The 16,013-nt window shown below is 68.1% G+C and carries 9 protein-coding genes; 2 read left to right on the top strand and 7 right to left on the bottom strand.

The genetic code is table 11. The features are described 5' to 3' along the window. Positions 1-35 precede the first annotated feature (35 nt). The 4 genes from ACM2ZB_RS15020 to ACM2ZB_RS15005 all read right to left on the bottom strand — a co-directional run bounded on the left by ACM2ZB_RS15020 (position 36) and on the right by ACM2ZB_RS15005 (position 5,483). Positions 36-2,786: a TonB-dependent receptor gene (locus tag ACM2ZB_RS15020; protein WP_416056042.1), complete on the bottom strand. Its 2,751-nt coding sequence runs from the start codon at positions 2,784-2,786 to the stop codon at positions 36-38. Positions 2,787-2,954: 168 nt separating this feature from the next. Next, the gene (locus tag ACM2ZB_RS15015; RefSeq protein WP_416056041.1) at positions 2,955-3,350 is read right to left on the bottom strand and encodes a hypothetical protein; all 396 of its coding nucleotides are present in this window, start codon (positions 3,348-3,350) and stop codon (positions 2,955-2,957) included. 488 nt (positions 3,351-3,838) lie between these two features. Beyond that, positions 3,839-4,477 (bottom strand): bifunctional 4-hydroxy-2-oxoglutarate aldolase/2-dehydro-3-deoxy-phosphogluconate aldolase, encoded by a 639-nt coding sequence (gene eda / locus ACM2ZB_RS15010; protein WP_416056040.1) that lies wholly within the window; start codon positions 4,475-4,477, stop codon positions 3,839-3,841. Continuing rightward, positions 4,464-5,483 (bottom strand): sugar kinase, encoded by a 1,020-nt coding sequence (locus tag ACM2ZB_RS15005; RefSeq protein ID WP_416056039.1) that lies wholly within the window; start codon positions 5,481-5,483, stop codon positions 4,464-4,466. Before ACM2ZB_RS15005 ends, eda begins: the two co-directional genes overlap by 14 nt. Before the next feature lie 285 nt (positions 5,484-5,768). On the opposite strand from ACM2ZB_RS15005, the gene ACM2ZB_RS15000 reads away from it, so the two are divergent. Both ACM2ZB_RS15000 and ACM2ZB_RS14995 read left to right on the top strand, forming a co-directional pair. After that, positions 5,769-8,543, top strand: a complete 2,775-nt coding sequence (locus tag ACM2ZB_RS15000; protein ID WP_313441351.1) for a TonB-dependent receptor — start codon at positions 5,769-5,771, stop codon at positions 8,541-8,543. Positions 8,544-8,681: 138 nt separating this feature from the next. Further along, the gene (locus ACM2ZB_RS14995; RefSeq protein ID WP_416056038.1) at positions 8,682-12,515 is read left to right on the top strand and encodes a LamG-like jellyroll fold domain-containing protein; all 3,834 of its coding nucleotides are present in this window, start codon (positions 8,682-8,684) and stop codon (positions 12,513-12,515) included. A 91-nt stretch (positions 12,516-12,606) separates the two neighbouring features. Here ACM2ZB_RS14995 and ACM2ZB_RS14990 read toward each other — a convergent pair whose 3' ends face one another. From ACM2ZB_RS14990 to ACM2ZB_RS14980, 3 genes are read right to left on the bottom strand one after another with little or no spacing between them, the layout of a single operon-like run. Beyond that, on the bottom strand, positions 12,607-13,194 hold the full coding sequence (locus ACM2ZB_RS14990) for a cysteine dioxygenase family protein (protein ID WP_313441356.1): 588 nt from the start codon (positions 13,192-13,194) through the stop codon (positions 12,607-12,609). 51 nt (positions 13,195-13,245) lie between these two features. After that, entirely contained in the window at positions 13,246-14,871 is a 1,626-nt protein-coding gene (locus ACM2ZB_RS14985; RefSeq protein WP_416056037.1) for a carboxylesterase/lipase family protein, read from the bottom strand. Further along, the gene (locus ACM2ZB_RS14980) at positions 14,868-15,890 is read right to left on the bottom strand and encodes an alpha/beta hydrolase (protein WP_416058560.1); all 1,023 of its coding nucleotides are present in this window, start codon (positions 15,888-15,890) and stop codon (positions 14,868-14,870) included. The genes ACM2ZB_RS14985 and ACM2ZB_RS14980 overlap by 4 nt, the downstream gene beginning before the upstream one ends. Positions 15,891-16,013 lie beyond the last annotated feature (123 nt).

Below are 16,013 nucleotides of genomic sequence, written 5' to 3'. Positions count from 1 at the left end.
CACGGCCCGGCGCTACCAGATCAATGCGGCATCGATCAGAAATCCGCGCGGATGCCGAAGGTGACGCGGCGGCCGGAGAACTCGTACTGGGTCGGGAACGCCTTGTCGATCGTGTAACCGCTGGTCTTCTCGTCCAGCAGGTTGATCGCTTCCAGGTTCAGCTTCCAGGTGTCGTTGAGGCGGAAGCCGATCGAGGCATCCAGCTGGCCATAGGCATCGCGGTAGACCGGATACATGTTCAGGTGGATGTACTCGACGTACTTGTCCTTGTAGTTGTACGAGGCGCGCGCGCTGAAGCGATCGTTCTCGTAATACAGGGTGAAGTTGTACGCCTTCTCGGCCAGGCCCTCCGGCGGCGTCGGAATATCCAGGTCCGACGCGCCGGTGAGCGAGTTGTCCAGCTGGGTGTAGTTGGCATTGATGCCCCAGCCTTCCAGCGCCGGGTGCAGCATCGACAGCGGCAGCTGTGCGACCAGTTCCACGCCGGTCACCTTGTAGGAGCCGTCCGCATTGACCGGCTGGTAGACCTCGAAGTCGTAGTAGCCATCCAGCGAACCGTTCGCGTTGAGCTTCTCCACGTTCGGCACGATGCCGGTCAGCGACTGCCGCACCACGCCATCGATCTTCTTGGAGAAGTACGACGCGGCCAGCAGGCCACCGTTCTGCAGGTACTTCTCAAGGCCCACTTCCCACTGCTTGGCGGTGGTCGGCTTCAGCGCCGGGTTGCCGTCCATGAAGCGGAAGCTGCTCCAGCTGACGGTGCGGCGGTAGGCGATGTCGGTCAGCGACGGGCGCATCAGCGTTTCCGACGCGGCACCGCGCAGCACCAGGCCGTCGGCGATCTCGGCGGTCATGTTGAAGCTGGGCAGGATCTTGCTGTAATCGCCGCTGCTGGAAATCGGCGTAGGCGTGTAGCCGTTGCTGCCATCGGCGTTCTGCACCGGGTGGAAGCCGGACGAATCGACATCGGTATCGATCGAACGCACGCCCAGGTTGGCGTACACCGGCACGCGGCCGATATCGAAGTAGAAGTCGGCCATTGCGTACAGCGCCAGGGTCTTCTCCTTCACCTCGTAATACTGGCCCGGGTCCAGCGGCGTTTCATAGCCGGGGTAGCGGAAGGTGGCCCGTGCATAGGCATTGGAGACCTGCTGCCAGTCCAGGTCGCTGGGGCGGTAGCCGCCGCCCGGCGCCAGCTGGCTGATCCACACCGGGTTGCTGTCGGCCAGCGTGCGCTTGTTCACCCACGCGGCGCTGCCGGCGGTCGGGCCCTGGATCTTGCCGCTGCCGAACTCGCGTTCCTTGGTCTTGTCGGTGTAGCGCGCACCGAACTGCACGGCGTTCAGCGCCGGGAAGAAGGCCAGGTTCAGCTGCCGGCGCAGGTCGAGCTGCGCGGCGTACTTGTCATCCTTCACCTTCTCCAGTTCGGTTTCGTACGCTTCGAACAGGTACTTGTCCGCCGCGTTGTACATGTCGAAACCACCGGTGGTGCTTGGCACGGTCTCGCCGCCGTTGCCGGTCCAGCGCGTGCGCGACGGCGCGTAGGCCACGTGCTTGAGGTTGGCGTAGTCCGAATCCTTGCGCGCACCGGAATAGCCCACCAGCGCATCGATGTCCCAGCCACCCACCTTCCAGTCCAGCTTGCTGCTGAACTGGCGGTAGTCGGTGTTGGCGTTGCGGTCCTTGCTGAGGATCTCGTGCTGGGTGGCGGTGTAGGCCACGTCCTTCAACACGGTGATGCCGTAGTCGCCCAGCGTGGTGCTGTCGTAGTCGTAGATGCGGTCGAGCGTGCTGCGGCTGGACGCCGAATAGGCGGCGGCGTCGTACTCGTCCTCGTGTGTGTCATAGCCGCCGAACATGGCATCGAAGCTGAGCGAGAACGTCTCGCTGGGCTTGAACTGCAGCGACGCGGTGGCACCCCACTGGTCCTGCTCGTTGAGGTAGACGCGGTCGCCGACCTTGTCCTGGAAGATGATGCGGCTGGTCTCCTCCTTGTCCATCCGGTCCTGCACGATGATGCCGGCATCGCGCGCCAGCACGGCCGCGGCCTGCGAGCCACGCGTGCCGGATGCTTCCAGGAAGCGGCCCATCGGGCGGAAGTTGATGCCCGAATTGGAATCGGTGCGGTTGGTGCGCTTGGCCTTGGAGAACGACACCAGGCCGCCCCAGTCGCCCCAGGTGTCACTGGCCAGGAAGGAGATCTTCGGATCGATCTTGCCGTTGATCGAATTGTGCGAGGCTTCGGCCGAGGCACTGAACTTCGGCTCGGGGAAGTCGAACGGCTTGGCCGTTTCGATGTAGACCGAGCCGGCGATGCCGCCTTCCTCGTCCGCTGCGGTTGGCGACTTCTGCACGGTGACCGTCTGCACCACGTCGGCGGCGAAGATGTCGAACTGCACGTCGCGCCCGCCACTACCCGACGCCGTGGCCAGATTGTTGATCGAGACCAGGGTGAACTCGCTGGGCAGGCCGCGCACGCTCACCTTGCTGCCCAGGCCCTTGTTGCGCTCGATGGTCACGCCCGGCATGCGCTGCAGCGCTTCGGCCAGGTTCTGTTCCGGGAAATCAGCCACGTCGGTGGCAACGATTGAATCGGAGAAGCCGATGTTGGCGCGCTTGAGGTCGACCGCACGTTCCAGGCTCTTGGCATAGCTGCCGGAGACGGTGACGGTGTCCAGCTGCTGCAGCTGTTGCCGGGTATCGCCATCGGCGGCTTCTTCAGCCATCGCGTCGATGGGCAGCACGGCCAGGCCGCCAATCAGCACCGCATGCACGGCGCGGGACAAAAGCTTCGCATGGGGGGCCGCAGCGGCGGCCTCCCGGATCTGGTAACGCATCGGATGATTTCCCGGTTCCCTGTGGTGTCTTACGCCGCGCCTGCCCCTTTTCCGTGGGTGCAGGCCCCTGCGCCGCGTTGCCGACCTTCGGCGGGCACCGAGCCTAGGGGGGAATTGTTAAGCCTGTGTTGCGCTGCGGGACGGACGACGGCCGAACCACCAGCCGACCAGCAGCTGCACCGGCAATGACAGCAGCAGGGAGACCGCGAACCAGCGCGGGAAATCGCCCCCCATCACCCACAGCCCGTAGCCGCTGCCGACCACCAGCAGGGTCCAGATGGAGGTGCCGTGGGCACGCGGCCAGGAGGGCGCGTAGTAGGTGGCGAAGGCGATGCCGGCGATGCCGCCGAGCACGGTGAAGGCCAGGTCCCAGCCCAATTGCGCTTCGCTGCCCGGATGCAGGCCGAACAGCGACGGCAGCCAGCCGCCGGCGCTGCTGACCAGGGCCAGCGCGAGCAACGCGCCGACCAGGGCGACGATGGACAGGAAGACGGTCTTGAGCATGTCGGGCATGCGCGCATTGTACGGCGCCTGCGTTGCGCGGTCGGCATGGCCGCCGCATCCGTGGGAGAGGGAAACGGAGCGGCGACCATGCACAGGCGAAGACGCGCTGTTGGCGTGCCCGACCCGCCTCCCGCGGCCACGAAGTGCCCCACGCCCGTCATGGCCGGGGAACTGCGGCGGGTCTGGTCCGCCGGCCACGCCGTGCGGCGATGGCCGTGTGGCAGAGGCCGCGGGTATCGAAGGATCCAGCGCCACGCCCGCCCCCGGACATGGCACCGGGCGTCGATGCCCGTGGCGTGCCGTACTCGCGGAAGGGGATGCCCGCCGCTTGAGGGAGAGCATGCAGGGGCGGCGTTGGCGCTGCCTTGATCCTGATCAATGGATCAAGGCAGCGTAGAGTCGAGCTTGCTCGACTGCTTTTTGCCAGAAGCCAGTCGAGCAAGCTCGACTCTACGCAGAGCAGCCGCCGAACATGGCTCGACGCTACCGAAGCCCGGTCAGCCGGCCAGCACCGCTGCTTCGCGGGCCAGGCGCTCGATGCTTTCCCAGTCGCGCGACTGCATCAGCGCGGCCGTGGTCAGCCACGAACCACCCACGCACAGCACGTTGGGCAGGTGCAGGAACTGCGGTGCGGTCTGCGCGCTGATGCCGCCGGTGGGGCAGAAGCGCACATCGGCGAACGGCCCATGCCAGGCCGACATCAGCGCGGCGCCGCCTGCCTGGACCGCTGGGAAGAACTTGAAGGTGTCCAGGCCGTGTTCCAGGCCCAGGATCAGCTCCGAACCGGTGGCCACGCCAGGCAGGTAGGGCAGATCGGCATCGCGCGCGGCCGCATACAGCGTCGGCGTTGCCCCCGGTGACACCGCGAAGCGCGCACCGGCGGCCTTGGCCGCTTCCATCTGCGCCGGCGTCAGCACCGTGCCGGCGCCCACCACTGCATCGGGCACCGCTTCGACCATCGCCTTGATCGCGTCCAGCGCACGTGGCGTGCGCAGGGTCACTTCGATCACCGGCAGGCCGCCGCGGAACAGGGCCTGCGCGACCTGTACCGCATCGTCCACGTCATCGGGGGTGAACACCGGGATCACCGGTGCCAGTTTCAGTACCGCACGTACGCGCGGATCAGCGCCGGACATCGAATCGCTCCTCGCCCACCAGGGCCAGCACGTCAGCTTCGCTGACAGGGTTGAAGTCGCCGGGGATCGAATGCTTCAGTCCCCCGGCGGCCAGGCCGAAACGCACGGTGGCGTCGGCATCGAAGCGGGACAGGATGCCATGCAGGATGCCCGCCGCGAACGCATCACCGCCACCGATGCGGTCGACGATGCCCTGCAGCTGGCGTACCGGTGCCTGTGCACGGGTGCCGTCGCGGCCCAGCAGCAGCGCGCCCAGTGCGTGGTGGTCCACGCTGATCGCCTGGCGCTGGGTGCAGGCCATCCACTGCAGCTGCGGGAACGTAGCGAACGCGGCGGCGGCGGCCGCTTCGACCTTGGCCACCACATCGGCCTGCTCGAAACGCTGGCCGAGGATCACCTCGATGTCGCGGTAGTCGGCAAAGACGATGTCGGCCTGGGCGAACAGTTCATGCAGGATCGCCTGCGCATCGCCGCCCCAGCGCTGCCACAGCTTGGGGCGGAAATTGCCATCGAAGGACACGCGCACGCCCAGCGCACGGGCCGCGCGCGCGGCGGCCAGGGTGGCCTGGGCCACGTCCGGGCCCAGCGCCGGGCTGACCCCGGACAGATGCAGCCACTGCGCGCCCTGCAGCAGCGACGGCCAGTCGTAGTCGGCCGCGGTGCTGCGGGCGAACGCCGAATCGGCGCGGTCGTAGACCACTTCGCTGGCGCGCTGCACCGCGCCGGTGGTCAGGAAGTACAGGCCCATGCGGCCTTCGGCGTCCTCGCGCACGCCACGCGTATCCACCCCCTGCCGGCGCAGTTCACCCAGCACATGCGCCCCCAGCGCGTTGCCGGCCACGGTGCTGACCATGGCCACCTGATGTCCGAAACGGGACAGCGAGACACCCACGTTCGCCTCCGCGCCACCGACGTGCACCTGCAGCTGCGGCGACTGCAGCAGCAGCTCGCGACCGGGCGCCCCCAGGCGCAGCAGCAGTTCCCCGAAACACACGATACGACCCATCTCAGCTCCTTCACGGGTGCCGCCAGCATGTGAAACTGGGCGGCGTGGAATCGCACCACGCACCGGCGTGGTGATTGGCTATCGGTGTCATTCTGCAACCGACCCGCCGTACCCACAGCCTACCAAACTGTCGGAAGCATTGTCCTGCAAGCGTCTTGGAGACATTTCAGATCTGTTGCGGTGCAAGATGCCGGATCCGGAACGTGCTGTTAACGTCCGCCTTGACCAGCGGTGTCATCACGCTGAAACAGCCGCGATACCAGACCTTTGGGAGAGGGGAAAGGCATGCATTCTCGGAACCACGGAAAAAAGACACCGGTTACCTTGCTCGCGTTGGCCGTCGGACTGGCCCTTGCGGCCAACGCGGCCGCCCAGCAGCAGAGCGGTGACCCCAGCGCCACCAACCTGGACACCGTCAACGTCACCGGCTACCGCGCCAGCGTGGAAAAGGCGCTGGACATTAAGCGCAGCGAAGCCGGGGTGGTCGACGCCATCGTCGCCGAAGACATCGGCAAGTTCCCCGACCTGAACCTGGCCGAGTCGCTGCAGCGCATCCCGGGCGTGGTCATCACCCGCGAAGCCGGCGAAGGCCGCAACATTTCGGTGCGTGGCCTGGGCCCGGATTTCACCCGCGTGCGCATCAACGGCATGGAAGCACTGACCACGGTCGGCGCCGGTGACCAGAGCGGCGGCACCAACCGCGGCCGCGGCTTCGACTTCAACGTGTTTGCCTCGGACCTGTTCTCGCAGCTGGTGGTGCGCAAGACCGCCTCGGCCGATGTGGAGGAAGGCTCGCTGGGTGCCACGGTCGACCTGCGCACCGCGCGCCCGTTCGACTACGACGGCTTCACCTTCGCCGCCAGCGGCCAGGCCGGCTACAACGCGATGGCCGAAAAGGCCGACCCGCGGCTGGCCGCGCTGATCTCCAACACCTTCGCCGATGGCACCTTCGGTGCCCTGCTGTCGGTAGCCTACTCCGAGCGCCAGGCGCTGGAGGAAGGTTCCAACACCGGCCGCTGGGCCAACGGCCCGAGCAACGGCAACTTCGCCGCGTCCTCGCCATTTGCCGCGGCACGCGCCGCCGATGTGTTCCACCCGCGCTTCCCGCGCTATGTGCAGATGGAACACGAGCAGAAGCGCCTGGGCGTGACCGGTTCGCTGCAGTGGAAGCCCAGCAGCGCCACCGAAGTCTCGCTGGACGTGCTGTACTCGAAGATCGATGCCACCCGCGATGAGCAGTACATCGAAGCGATTTCCTTCAGCCGCAACCGCGATACCAGCGTTCCGCGCCGCCCCGAGCGCGATGGCAAGCCGTCGACCATCGTCAAGAACGGCGAGATCCGCAACGGCGCGCTGCTGTACGGTGAATTCGACAACGTCGACATCCGCACCGAGAACCGCCATGACGAGTGGAGCACCGAGTTCAAGCAGATCAGCCTGAACGGCCAGCACCGTTTCGGTGATGACTTCACCGTGTCCGGCAAGCTGGGCATCTCGCGCTCAAAGCACGAGAACCCGGTGCAGACCACGGTCATCATGGACAAGTACGACGTCAAGGGTTACAGCTACGACTACCGTGGCAACAGCCGCTTCCCGATCCTCAACTACGGCATCGACCCGACCAATCCCAACGGTTGGGAACTGGCGGAAATCCGCCTGCGCCCGCAGTACGTGGACAACGACTTCGATACCGGCCAGATCGATTTCAACTGGAACATCAGCCCCGGCTTCCGCCTGAAGGGTGGCGTGCTGGCCAAGGACTACACGTTCAAGACCACCGAACTGCGCCGCGCCAGTGAACTGGCCGTGCCGACCTTCGCCAACGGCAGCAGGATCGTGCCGGTGGACATGACCAGCCAGGCCGGCCTGAAGGGCATCGAAGGCAGCCCGTCCAACTGGGTGGTGCCGAACCTGGATGCGATCGCCGACCAGTTCGACATCTACAGCAACAGCGGCATCTACGCCGTCGCACCGCGTGCCAACAACGTGCGCAGCGTGGAAGAGAAGGACCGCGGCGCCTACCTGATGGGCGAGTTCAGCACCGAGATCGGCTCGCTGCCGCTGTCGGGCAACTTCGGCGTGCGTTACGTGCGTACCAAGCAGTCCTCCACCGGGCTGTCGACGCTGGCCAGCGGTACCACCGCCACCACCGCCTCCCGCACCTACGATGACACCCTGCCCTCGTTCAACCTTGTGGCCGAAGTCACGCCCGACTTCCTGATCCGCCTGGGTGCGGCCAAGGTGATGACCCGCCCGGGCCTGGGCAGCCTGACGCCGGGTGCAACCGTGGCCGTGGCCGGTGGTGCGCGCACCATCTCCAGCGGCAACCCGAACCTGGACCCGACCCGCGCCACCAATGTCGACCTGGGCTTCGAGTGGTACTTCGCCGAAGGTGCGATGGCCGGCCTGGGCCTGTTCTACAAGGACATCGAGACCTCGGTGCAGACCCTGCGCGAGAACCGCCCGTTCACCGACAGCGGCCTGCCTGCCGAGCTGCTGATCGGTACCGGCGCCTCGCCCACCGACGACTTCACCTTCACCCGGCCGGTCAACACCCCGGGTGGTGAGCTGTATGGTGCCGAAGCCAACTACACCCAGCCCTTCACCTTCCTGCCGGGCAAGTGGTCGAACCTGGGCGTACAGCTGAACTACACCTGGGTGGAATCGAAGATCCAGTACATCAACTCGGCCGGCCAGCCGGTGATGAAGAACGATCTGCTGGGCCTGTCCAAGTCGTCCTGGAACGCGACGCTGTTCTACGAAGGCGAGACCTTCGCCGGCCGCGTCTCGGCCACCAACCGCGATGACTACCTCACCCAGGTGCCCGGCCAGGAAACCGGCTTCAACCTGGACGGCTACCACGGCATGACCGGCACCACGGTCATCGATGCCTCCATCCGCTACAAGATCAGCGACCAGCTGGAACTGAGCCTGGAAGGCATCAATCTGACCAACGAAGCGTCCGACGAGTGGGTGTACTCGCCGCTGACCGGCCGCCTGCCGCTGCAGTACACCGAAACCGGCCGCCAGTTTCTGCTGGGCGTGCGCTACAAGTTCTGAGCAACGCCGGCGGCGCGCACCGATGCGCGCCGCCGTTCGCCGTGACCGCTGCTGCGCCGCAAGGTGCCGTCGCGGCGTGGCCTTGCTACGGTCCGGCGGCCCACCGCCGGCCGTCGCCCGTTGAAAGGAAACGTCTCCATGCCGCACCGCACGACCGCGTCCCTCTGCCTGCTGCTGGCAGTGGCCCTGGCTGCAGGCCCCGCGACGGCCGCCGCCGATGCCCCGAGCCCGCCTGCTCCTGTCCCGCCTGCTCCTATCCTGCTGTTCCACGTCGATGCCAACCACGGCCTGCAGGCCGCGACCGCGCAGGGCGAGGCCGTGCCGAACTTCCGCGACAAGGTCGCGGTGGTCGACGATGGCGCACGCGGCAAGGCCATCCAGTGGGAAGACGATGGCGTGCTGGCCTGGGATGCGCCGGGCAACATCCTGGCCCAGCGCGGCACCCTCGCCTTCGACTGGCGTTCGCGCTACGCGGTGGGCGAAGCGCCCTTCGTGATCTTCCGCGTCGGCTACGCCGACCACAGCAGCTGGGACATGGCCTGGCTGCGCATCGACTGGAACGGGCATGGCTTCGATGCCTTCGTCACCGATGCCAACCTGGCACGCACCCGCGTGTCGTTCCGCATGGACGCACCGCCGCGTCCCGACCAGTGGTTGCACCTGGCCTTCGCCTGGGATGAAGACCAGGGCGTGCGCCTGTTCGTCGATGGCCGCGAAGTGGCGCGCACGCAGGCCACCGGCGATTACGATGCCGCGCTGGACCAGCTCGGCCTGGCCGGGCGGGTGATGGCGCCCTACCAGGTGCAGAGCCGCTACAACTTCCTGCGTGGCAGCGACGTCCAGCACATCCGCGTGTACGACCGCATGCTCGACCTGGCCGCCGTGCAGGGGCTGGCACGTGGCCGCGCGCCGGCCACGGCGATCGCACCTGTCACCGATGCGCGCGCATGGCGCCACCGCTTCGGCTGGGAAGGCGCGGCACCGCCTGCGCTGGCGGCGGCCGGCACGCGCATACGCAAGATTGAATTCGCCGATACCCGCGACCTGAAGGCGTGGATGTGGAAGGCCACCGACGGCATTGCCGAAACCACCTGGCCCGGCGTCTACAACCGCTCGCGCCTGCCCGGCCGCAACGACTACTTCCAGCTGCCGGACTGGAACACCTACGTGGAAAGTGGCCAGCACCTGGACCTGAGCGTGCCGGCCGACGAAACGGTGAACCGGGTGGAGATCCGCGGCGCGGCCTTCGGCACCCTCGCCCATGGCGCCGACGCCACGCAGGCGACCCAGGTGCTGGCGACCCGTCCGCGCGGCGTGGTGCGCAGCGTGGATGACGTTGCCGCGCAGCGCGGTGGCGTGCTGCGCTTCAGCAACGTGGAACAGGAAACGCCGATCCAGGAAATCTGGGCCTACAACGTGAGCGAGGGCGCCGAACCGGAAGGCACGGTGAAGCAGACCTACGTGGTCGACAGCCAGGCCCTGCCCGACTACACCAACCTGGACACGCTGCGCCGCTACATCGATGGCCGTTACCCGGCCGCCGAACGCAGCACGGTGATGGCCCTGCCCAAGGGCGCCGGCTCCCGCCGCCGCAGTGCCGACAGCCTGCCCGCGCATCCGCTTCCCATCGTGCACGTGCTCATTCCTTCCGGCGTGGGCGACGCCCCGGCCAACCAGCCGCTGATCCGCAGCTGGGCCTACAGCTGGGAAAACATGCATGACGGCCTGGATGGCGTGGCCATCGACCTTCCCGCACTGGACCTGCCGGCCACCCATGCCGGGTTGATCCCGCTGAACATCCGCATCAAGGATCCGATCTGGCCGGCGCGCGACATGATCGATGTCTCGGTGTCGGTGCAGCCCGGGCAGAGGCGCACGCTGTGGCTGGACCTGCGCGACCGCATCCTGACCCCGGACAGCCTGTGGCTGAGCATCGCTTCGGCGGCGCCGGGCTTCGATGCACGCGCACTCGACGGCGCGCAGATCCGCCTGGTGTTCAAGCCGCGCGCCGACGCGCTGAAGGAACACGTGGCCGACCGCTTCAACCAGGTGCGCGACAACTGGGGCTTCCTGGTGGAAGAGCACACCACGTCGAAGCGTCAGCGCCTGTATGCGCGCGTGTATGCCGACCTGAGCGATCTGCTGCGGGTGGACCCGGACCACGAACTTGGCCGCCTGTACTGGAACTACATCAGCTACAACAGCCAGGGCCGCCCGCCCTATACCGCACCGGCCGCGCCCAAGGGCGTGCCGGCATGGGCGTTCAACCAGGTGCAGGATCTGGCTCAGGTGCGGCAGTTCATCGACTGGTGGATCGATGAACGGCAGGTGGCCTACGGCGATTTCGGCGGTGGCATTTCCGATGATTCCGACCTGACCCAGCAGTGGCCGGGGCTGTCCCTGATGGGCGTGCAGCCGGACCGCTTGAACGCCTCGCTGACGGCGTTGTCCGATGCGGTGTACCGCAACGGCATGTTCAGCAACGGCTTGAGCACCATCGAAACCGACGAGCTGCATTCCTACGAGGAAGGCATCAACACCAACAGCGCCATGCTCTACCTCAACTGGGGCGACCCGTTGACGCTGGAGCGCCTGATGGAAACGGTGAAGGCCTTCGACGAGCGCATCATCCTGCGCAACCCGCAGGGCCACCTGCTGTTCTCCAGCAACTGGTTCGGCGGCAACAAGGTCTACCGCGAACCGAACTGGCAGTGGCAGAAGCCCTACTCGTTCCCGGTGCTGCACCCGGCCTTCCTGCTGGGCCAGTACAACGCCGATCCCACCGGCCGCAGCCTGGTGATCGGTCTGGCCGACGGCTACCTGGCCCATGCCGGCAAAGACGACAAGGGCCGCTTCACCCTGCCCAACGAGATCAACTGGGCCACCGGTGCCACCCGCGGCGGCGAGTTGAACAACGGCTCCGGCGGTGGCGACACGATGCACACCTTCTGGGCCGCGTGGCGCTGGACCGGCGATGCGAAGTACCTGCAGGCGCTGGACTACCGCGTGGCCCGGGGCGGCCCGGGCGCGCTGGCCAACCTGGGCGAGAACTACGTGGAAGCACTGGGCCGGCAACAGGACTGGTACCCGCTGCTGACCGCCGATGCAGATGCAGGAAAAACCGGCTTTGCCAGCCTGATGGCCTGGCAGGCCAGCGGCGACATGAAGTACATCGACGCGCTGCATGCCGATGGCCTGCAGGCCAAGGTGCAGCGCGCCTACATGAACACCGAAGGCCATTGGTGGTCCGACCGTGTGGAAGCGCCCAGTGAATTCCTGCAGCGCGCTCGCCTGGGTGGCATCGCGCTGAAGCGCAACCAGAGCTGGCCTGGCCACACCGTCAGCTGGCGCTTCGACCGCGACGGCGCCGCCGAACAGGTCGCCCTGCTGGTGCATGCACCTTCGCGCGAGCGCTTCACCGTGACCAGCTACAACCTGGGCACGCGCACCATCGGCGCCGAGATGACTGGCTGGAACGTGGCCAGCGGTACGTGGCGCGTGCGCAGCGGCGTGGATGCCGATGGTGATGGCCGCATCGACGGTACGCCGGCCGAACGCAGCGTGCCGTTGGAAACCAGTGCATCGGTGGCGCTGCAGTTCCGCCCCGGGCGCACCGAAGTGTTCGAGTTCGAGCGCGTGTCTGCGGGCACGCCGGTGGAAACACGCCCGGATCTGGGCGTGGGCCGCGGTGACGTGCGGGTGGACGGGCGCCAGCTTCAGGTGACCGTGCACAGCCTGGGCCATGTCGGCACCGGGGTGGGCGTTGCGGTGCTGGAGGATGCGCGCGGCCGTGAGATCGCGCGTACCGAGGTGCCGGCGATGGCTGCGCCCGCTGACCTGCAGCCGAAGACGGCGGTGGTGTCGTTGCCGCTGCCCGCGGGTGACCGTAGTGGCCTGCGCGTGCGCGTGGCGCTGGCCGACGGTGGCGAGGAAGTGACGCGGTTGAACAACGTGGTCGACGTGCCGCGTTGATCGCGGCGCCGCCGCCGGGCATGGCCCGGCGCTACCGATTGATCGGCCGCCAGTGCGTGGGTAGCGCTGGGCCATGCCCAGCGGGGCGCGGTCAGGCCGCGTCGGTCTCCATCATCTTCACCCGCCGCTGGTACCAGTCCTCGCCCAGCGGCTCGAACACGGCGCTGCGTTCCATCACGCCCTGGTACACGTGCAGCGACACGGCCACATCGGCATCGCTGGCGTTGCACAGCGTGTGGTACTCGTGCGGCGGGATCAGGCTGCCGGCACTGCCTCGGTGGCCATACAGCGTCGGCTGTGCGGCGAAGCGATGGCGCTCGCCATCCTGTTCAACCAGCGCGTAGGGGGTGACGATCAGCTCGCCCTGCCAGACGCCTTCCACGCACCACATCGCATCGTGGTCGTGCAGCGGCGTGCCCTGGCCCGGGCCCCAGCACATGGCGATGACGCTGTAGCCCAGGGTCGGGCTGCGGTGCAGTTCGCGGCGCGCGTAATGCCCTTCCACCGGGTGCCGCACGCAGGGCGGCAACTGGATGGACGGATCGACGATGGCCTCGCGCAGCACCTGCTGCAGCGCCCCGGTGATCGCCTCGGGCCTGCCCAGCATCACCGCAGCATCAATCGCGGCGAACAGGCGCTCGCGGCCGGTGAACGGCAGTGGCGTGGACATCTCTCCCATGCCCCGACTCTAGCCGAGACGGGTTAACAGAATGTTTGCACCTGAGTGTCATCACTGCGTGCCGCGCTGTACGAACGGCACTTTTCCATACAGCGCACGCTCGCCAGCGCGTGGATCGTCCACCACGCGGCTGTCCCGGTCGAACAGCAGGGTCTGCCGCCGCGGCAGGCCGTAGGGTGCCCATTGCGACATTCCGCGATGATTGGGGTCGCCGGTCCGGGCGAAGGCGATCAGCGCACTGCTCATCGTTGCCGCCAGCGCATGCGCGTCCGCGCCGCCGCCGGTGCGTGCACCCGGCAGGCCGGCGTTGTCGAACACCAGCGGAATGTCCAGGGTATGGAAGGCACGCAGTCGCCCCTCCTCCACCGGCGATCCCCAGTCCAGCTGGTAGGCCCAGGTGGGCGCCGCGCCGCTGGGCTGGCGCGCGCGCGCCTCCAGTTCCTCCACCGCGCCGCGCCAGGAACGGCCGGCGGTGGTGGCGGCGAAGAACACGTCCGACGGCGTGTAGTGCGGGTACAGGCGCCGGTACTCGGCGATCACCGTCTGTGGCAGCAGATCGACGAACTGCTGCCGTTCCAGTTGCGCCGGCAGCGTCTCCCAGGTGAGCGCGAAGTTGGCGGGATCGTTGCCGAGGAAGGCGCGGGTCTCGTCGCGGGTATTGCCGATCACCATGGGAATGGCGGCCGACTGCAGCGGTGCCTGCGGCCAGAACGGATGCACCGGCAGGCTGACCTCGTCCAGCACCGGCCCGAAGTACAGCGCCGTGCTTTCCACCCGTGACGGATCGCGTGCGCGGGTGGCGGCCAGCAGATCGGCGGCGGGCAGCCGCAGCAGCGCCGCCAGGTCCTTCGCGCCCACTGCCTGCATGGCGATGGCCGCGCGCTGCGCGGCGGCGCGCGGGCCGGCTGCGGTGACCTGCTGGCCACTCATCGTCCACGCGCGCTGGAACAGGCCACGTGCGGCCGGCATCGCCATCAGTGTGGCGATCTTGGCGCCGCCGCCGGACTGGCCGAACACGGTGATGTTGCCGGCATCGCCGCCGAACACCGCCGCGTGCTCGCGCACCCATTGCAGTGCCTGCACCAGATCCAGCTGGCCGACATTGCCCGACGCGGCGTACCGCGCATCGCCCAGCGCGCCCAGGTACAGGTAACCGAAGGTGTTCAGGCGGTGGTTGAGGGTGACCACCACCACATCGCCGCGGCGGCACAGCGCACTGCCGTCGTACAGCGGATCGCTGCCGGAGCCGTTGTTGAAGCCACCGCCGTGGATGTAGACCAGCACCGGGCGGCGGCCGCCATCGCCCAGCGCCGGTGTCCATACGTTGAGGAACAGGCAGTCTTCGCTGCCGGGGCCCTCGGCGCCGCCCTGCGGCGCGGCGGCCGCGTAGTCCAGCGCATCGGCAATGCCGTGCCAGTCCGCTTCGCGGCGCGGTGGCTGGAAGCGGTGGCTGGCCGTATCGGCGCCGTAGCGCAGGCCGCGGAACACCAGCACCCCCTGCTGGCGCTGGCCGCGCACGCGGCCACCGCGCACCCGTACCACCGGCAGGCGGTCATCGCGGGGGCCGGGGATCGCGGCAGCGGCTGGCAAGGCCGCCAGCGTGGCCGTGGCCAGCGCCCAGCGCGCGCTGTCACGCAGGAAGCGGCGGCGCTGCAGATCGTCTGGCGCGCCGGTCATCGGCCACCCCGGGGGCTGATCCCCTCGCCACCGGAGAGGGGCTCCGACCCCACACGCGACCCCGTGCCCGCAGCCGCCAGCCACGCCTGGGCCAACGCCGGCCACAGCGCCAGCGTGGACCCGGCCGGTACACGCATGCCGAAGCCGTGCCCGCCGTGTGCGAAGACATGCAGCTCATGCTCGACCCCGGCCTGGGCCAGTGCCTGCGCCATCACTTCGCTGTTGTGCACGCTCACCACGCGGTCGTCGCTGGCATGCACCAGCAGGGTGGGCGGCATGTCCGTGCGCACCTGCGTCTGCATCGAGTACTGCGCCGCCAGCGCAGCATCGGGGTGTGCGCCCAGCAGGCGCCCGCGCGAGCCACTGTGCGCGTGCGCGCCCATGTCGATGACCGGGTAGACCAGCACCGCGCGCGCCGGGCGCGCGCTCAGGCGATCGATGGCATCGCGTGGCGGGTAGACGGTGCGGTCAAAGCCGGTGGCCAGCCGCGCGGCCACGTGGCCGCCGGCGGAAAAGCCCATCACCGATACCTGCGCGGCATCCAGCCCACGGCGTGCGGCCTGGTCACGCACCACCCGCAGCGCGCGCTGTGCATCGGCCAATGCGGCCTGGCGGTCACGCCCGGGCTGCGGCAGGCGGTAGCGCAGCACGAACAGGGTGTAGCCGGCGCTGTCCACCCAGTCGGGCACCAGCGCGCTGTCCTCCTTGTCGATCACCACGCGCTGGTAGCCGCCGCCGGGAATCACCAGCAGCGCCTGTCCGTTCGGGCGTGCCGGTGCATGCACCAGCAGGTAGGGCGCGTCCACCTGGTCGACGAAGCGGTCCGGTCGCGCGGGATCGTCGCTGCGTTCGACCACCCGAGCCGGTCGCGGCGGGCCGGCTTCGCCGGGTACCTGGCCGGCCGGCCACAGCGGCAGCTGTTCGCCGGCCAGTTCCTGGCCCAGGCGCTGGCCGGCGCGCAGCGGGACATCGGCGGCCGTTGCCGGGGCGAGCGGCAACAGGCTGGACAGGCACAGCAGCAGGATCGGCAAACGCATGGCGGACAAGGCTCCAACGGGGGTGGGCAGCGTGCGCGGTGTGCCCGGAAAGGTCGCGTGATGCGCTGCGGCTTGCGCGATGACACCGGTTTACCATATACACCT

The sequence above is a fragment of the Stenotrophomonas maltophilia genome (assembly GCF_047782825.1).
In the GTDB taxonomy this organism is placed as follows: Bacteria; Pseudomonadota; Gammaproteobacteria; order Xanthomonadales; family Xanthomonadaceae; genus Stenotrophomonas.
The sequence above is the reverse complement of the archived record's forward strand: the minus strand, read 5'-3'. Positions and strand labels throughout refer to the sequence as shown.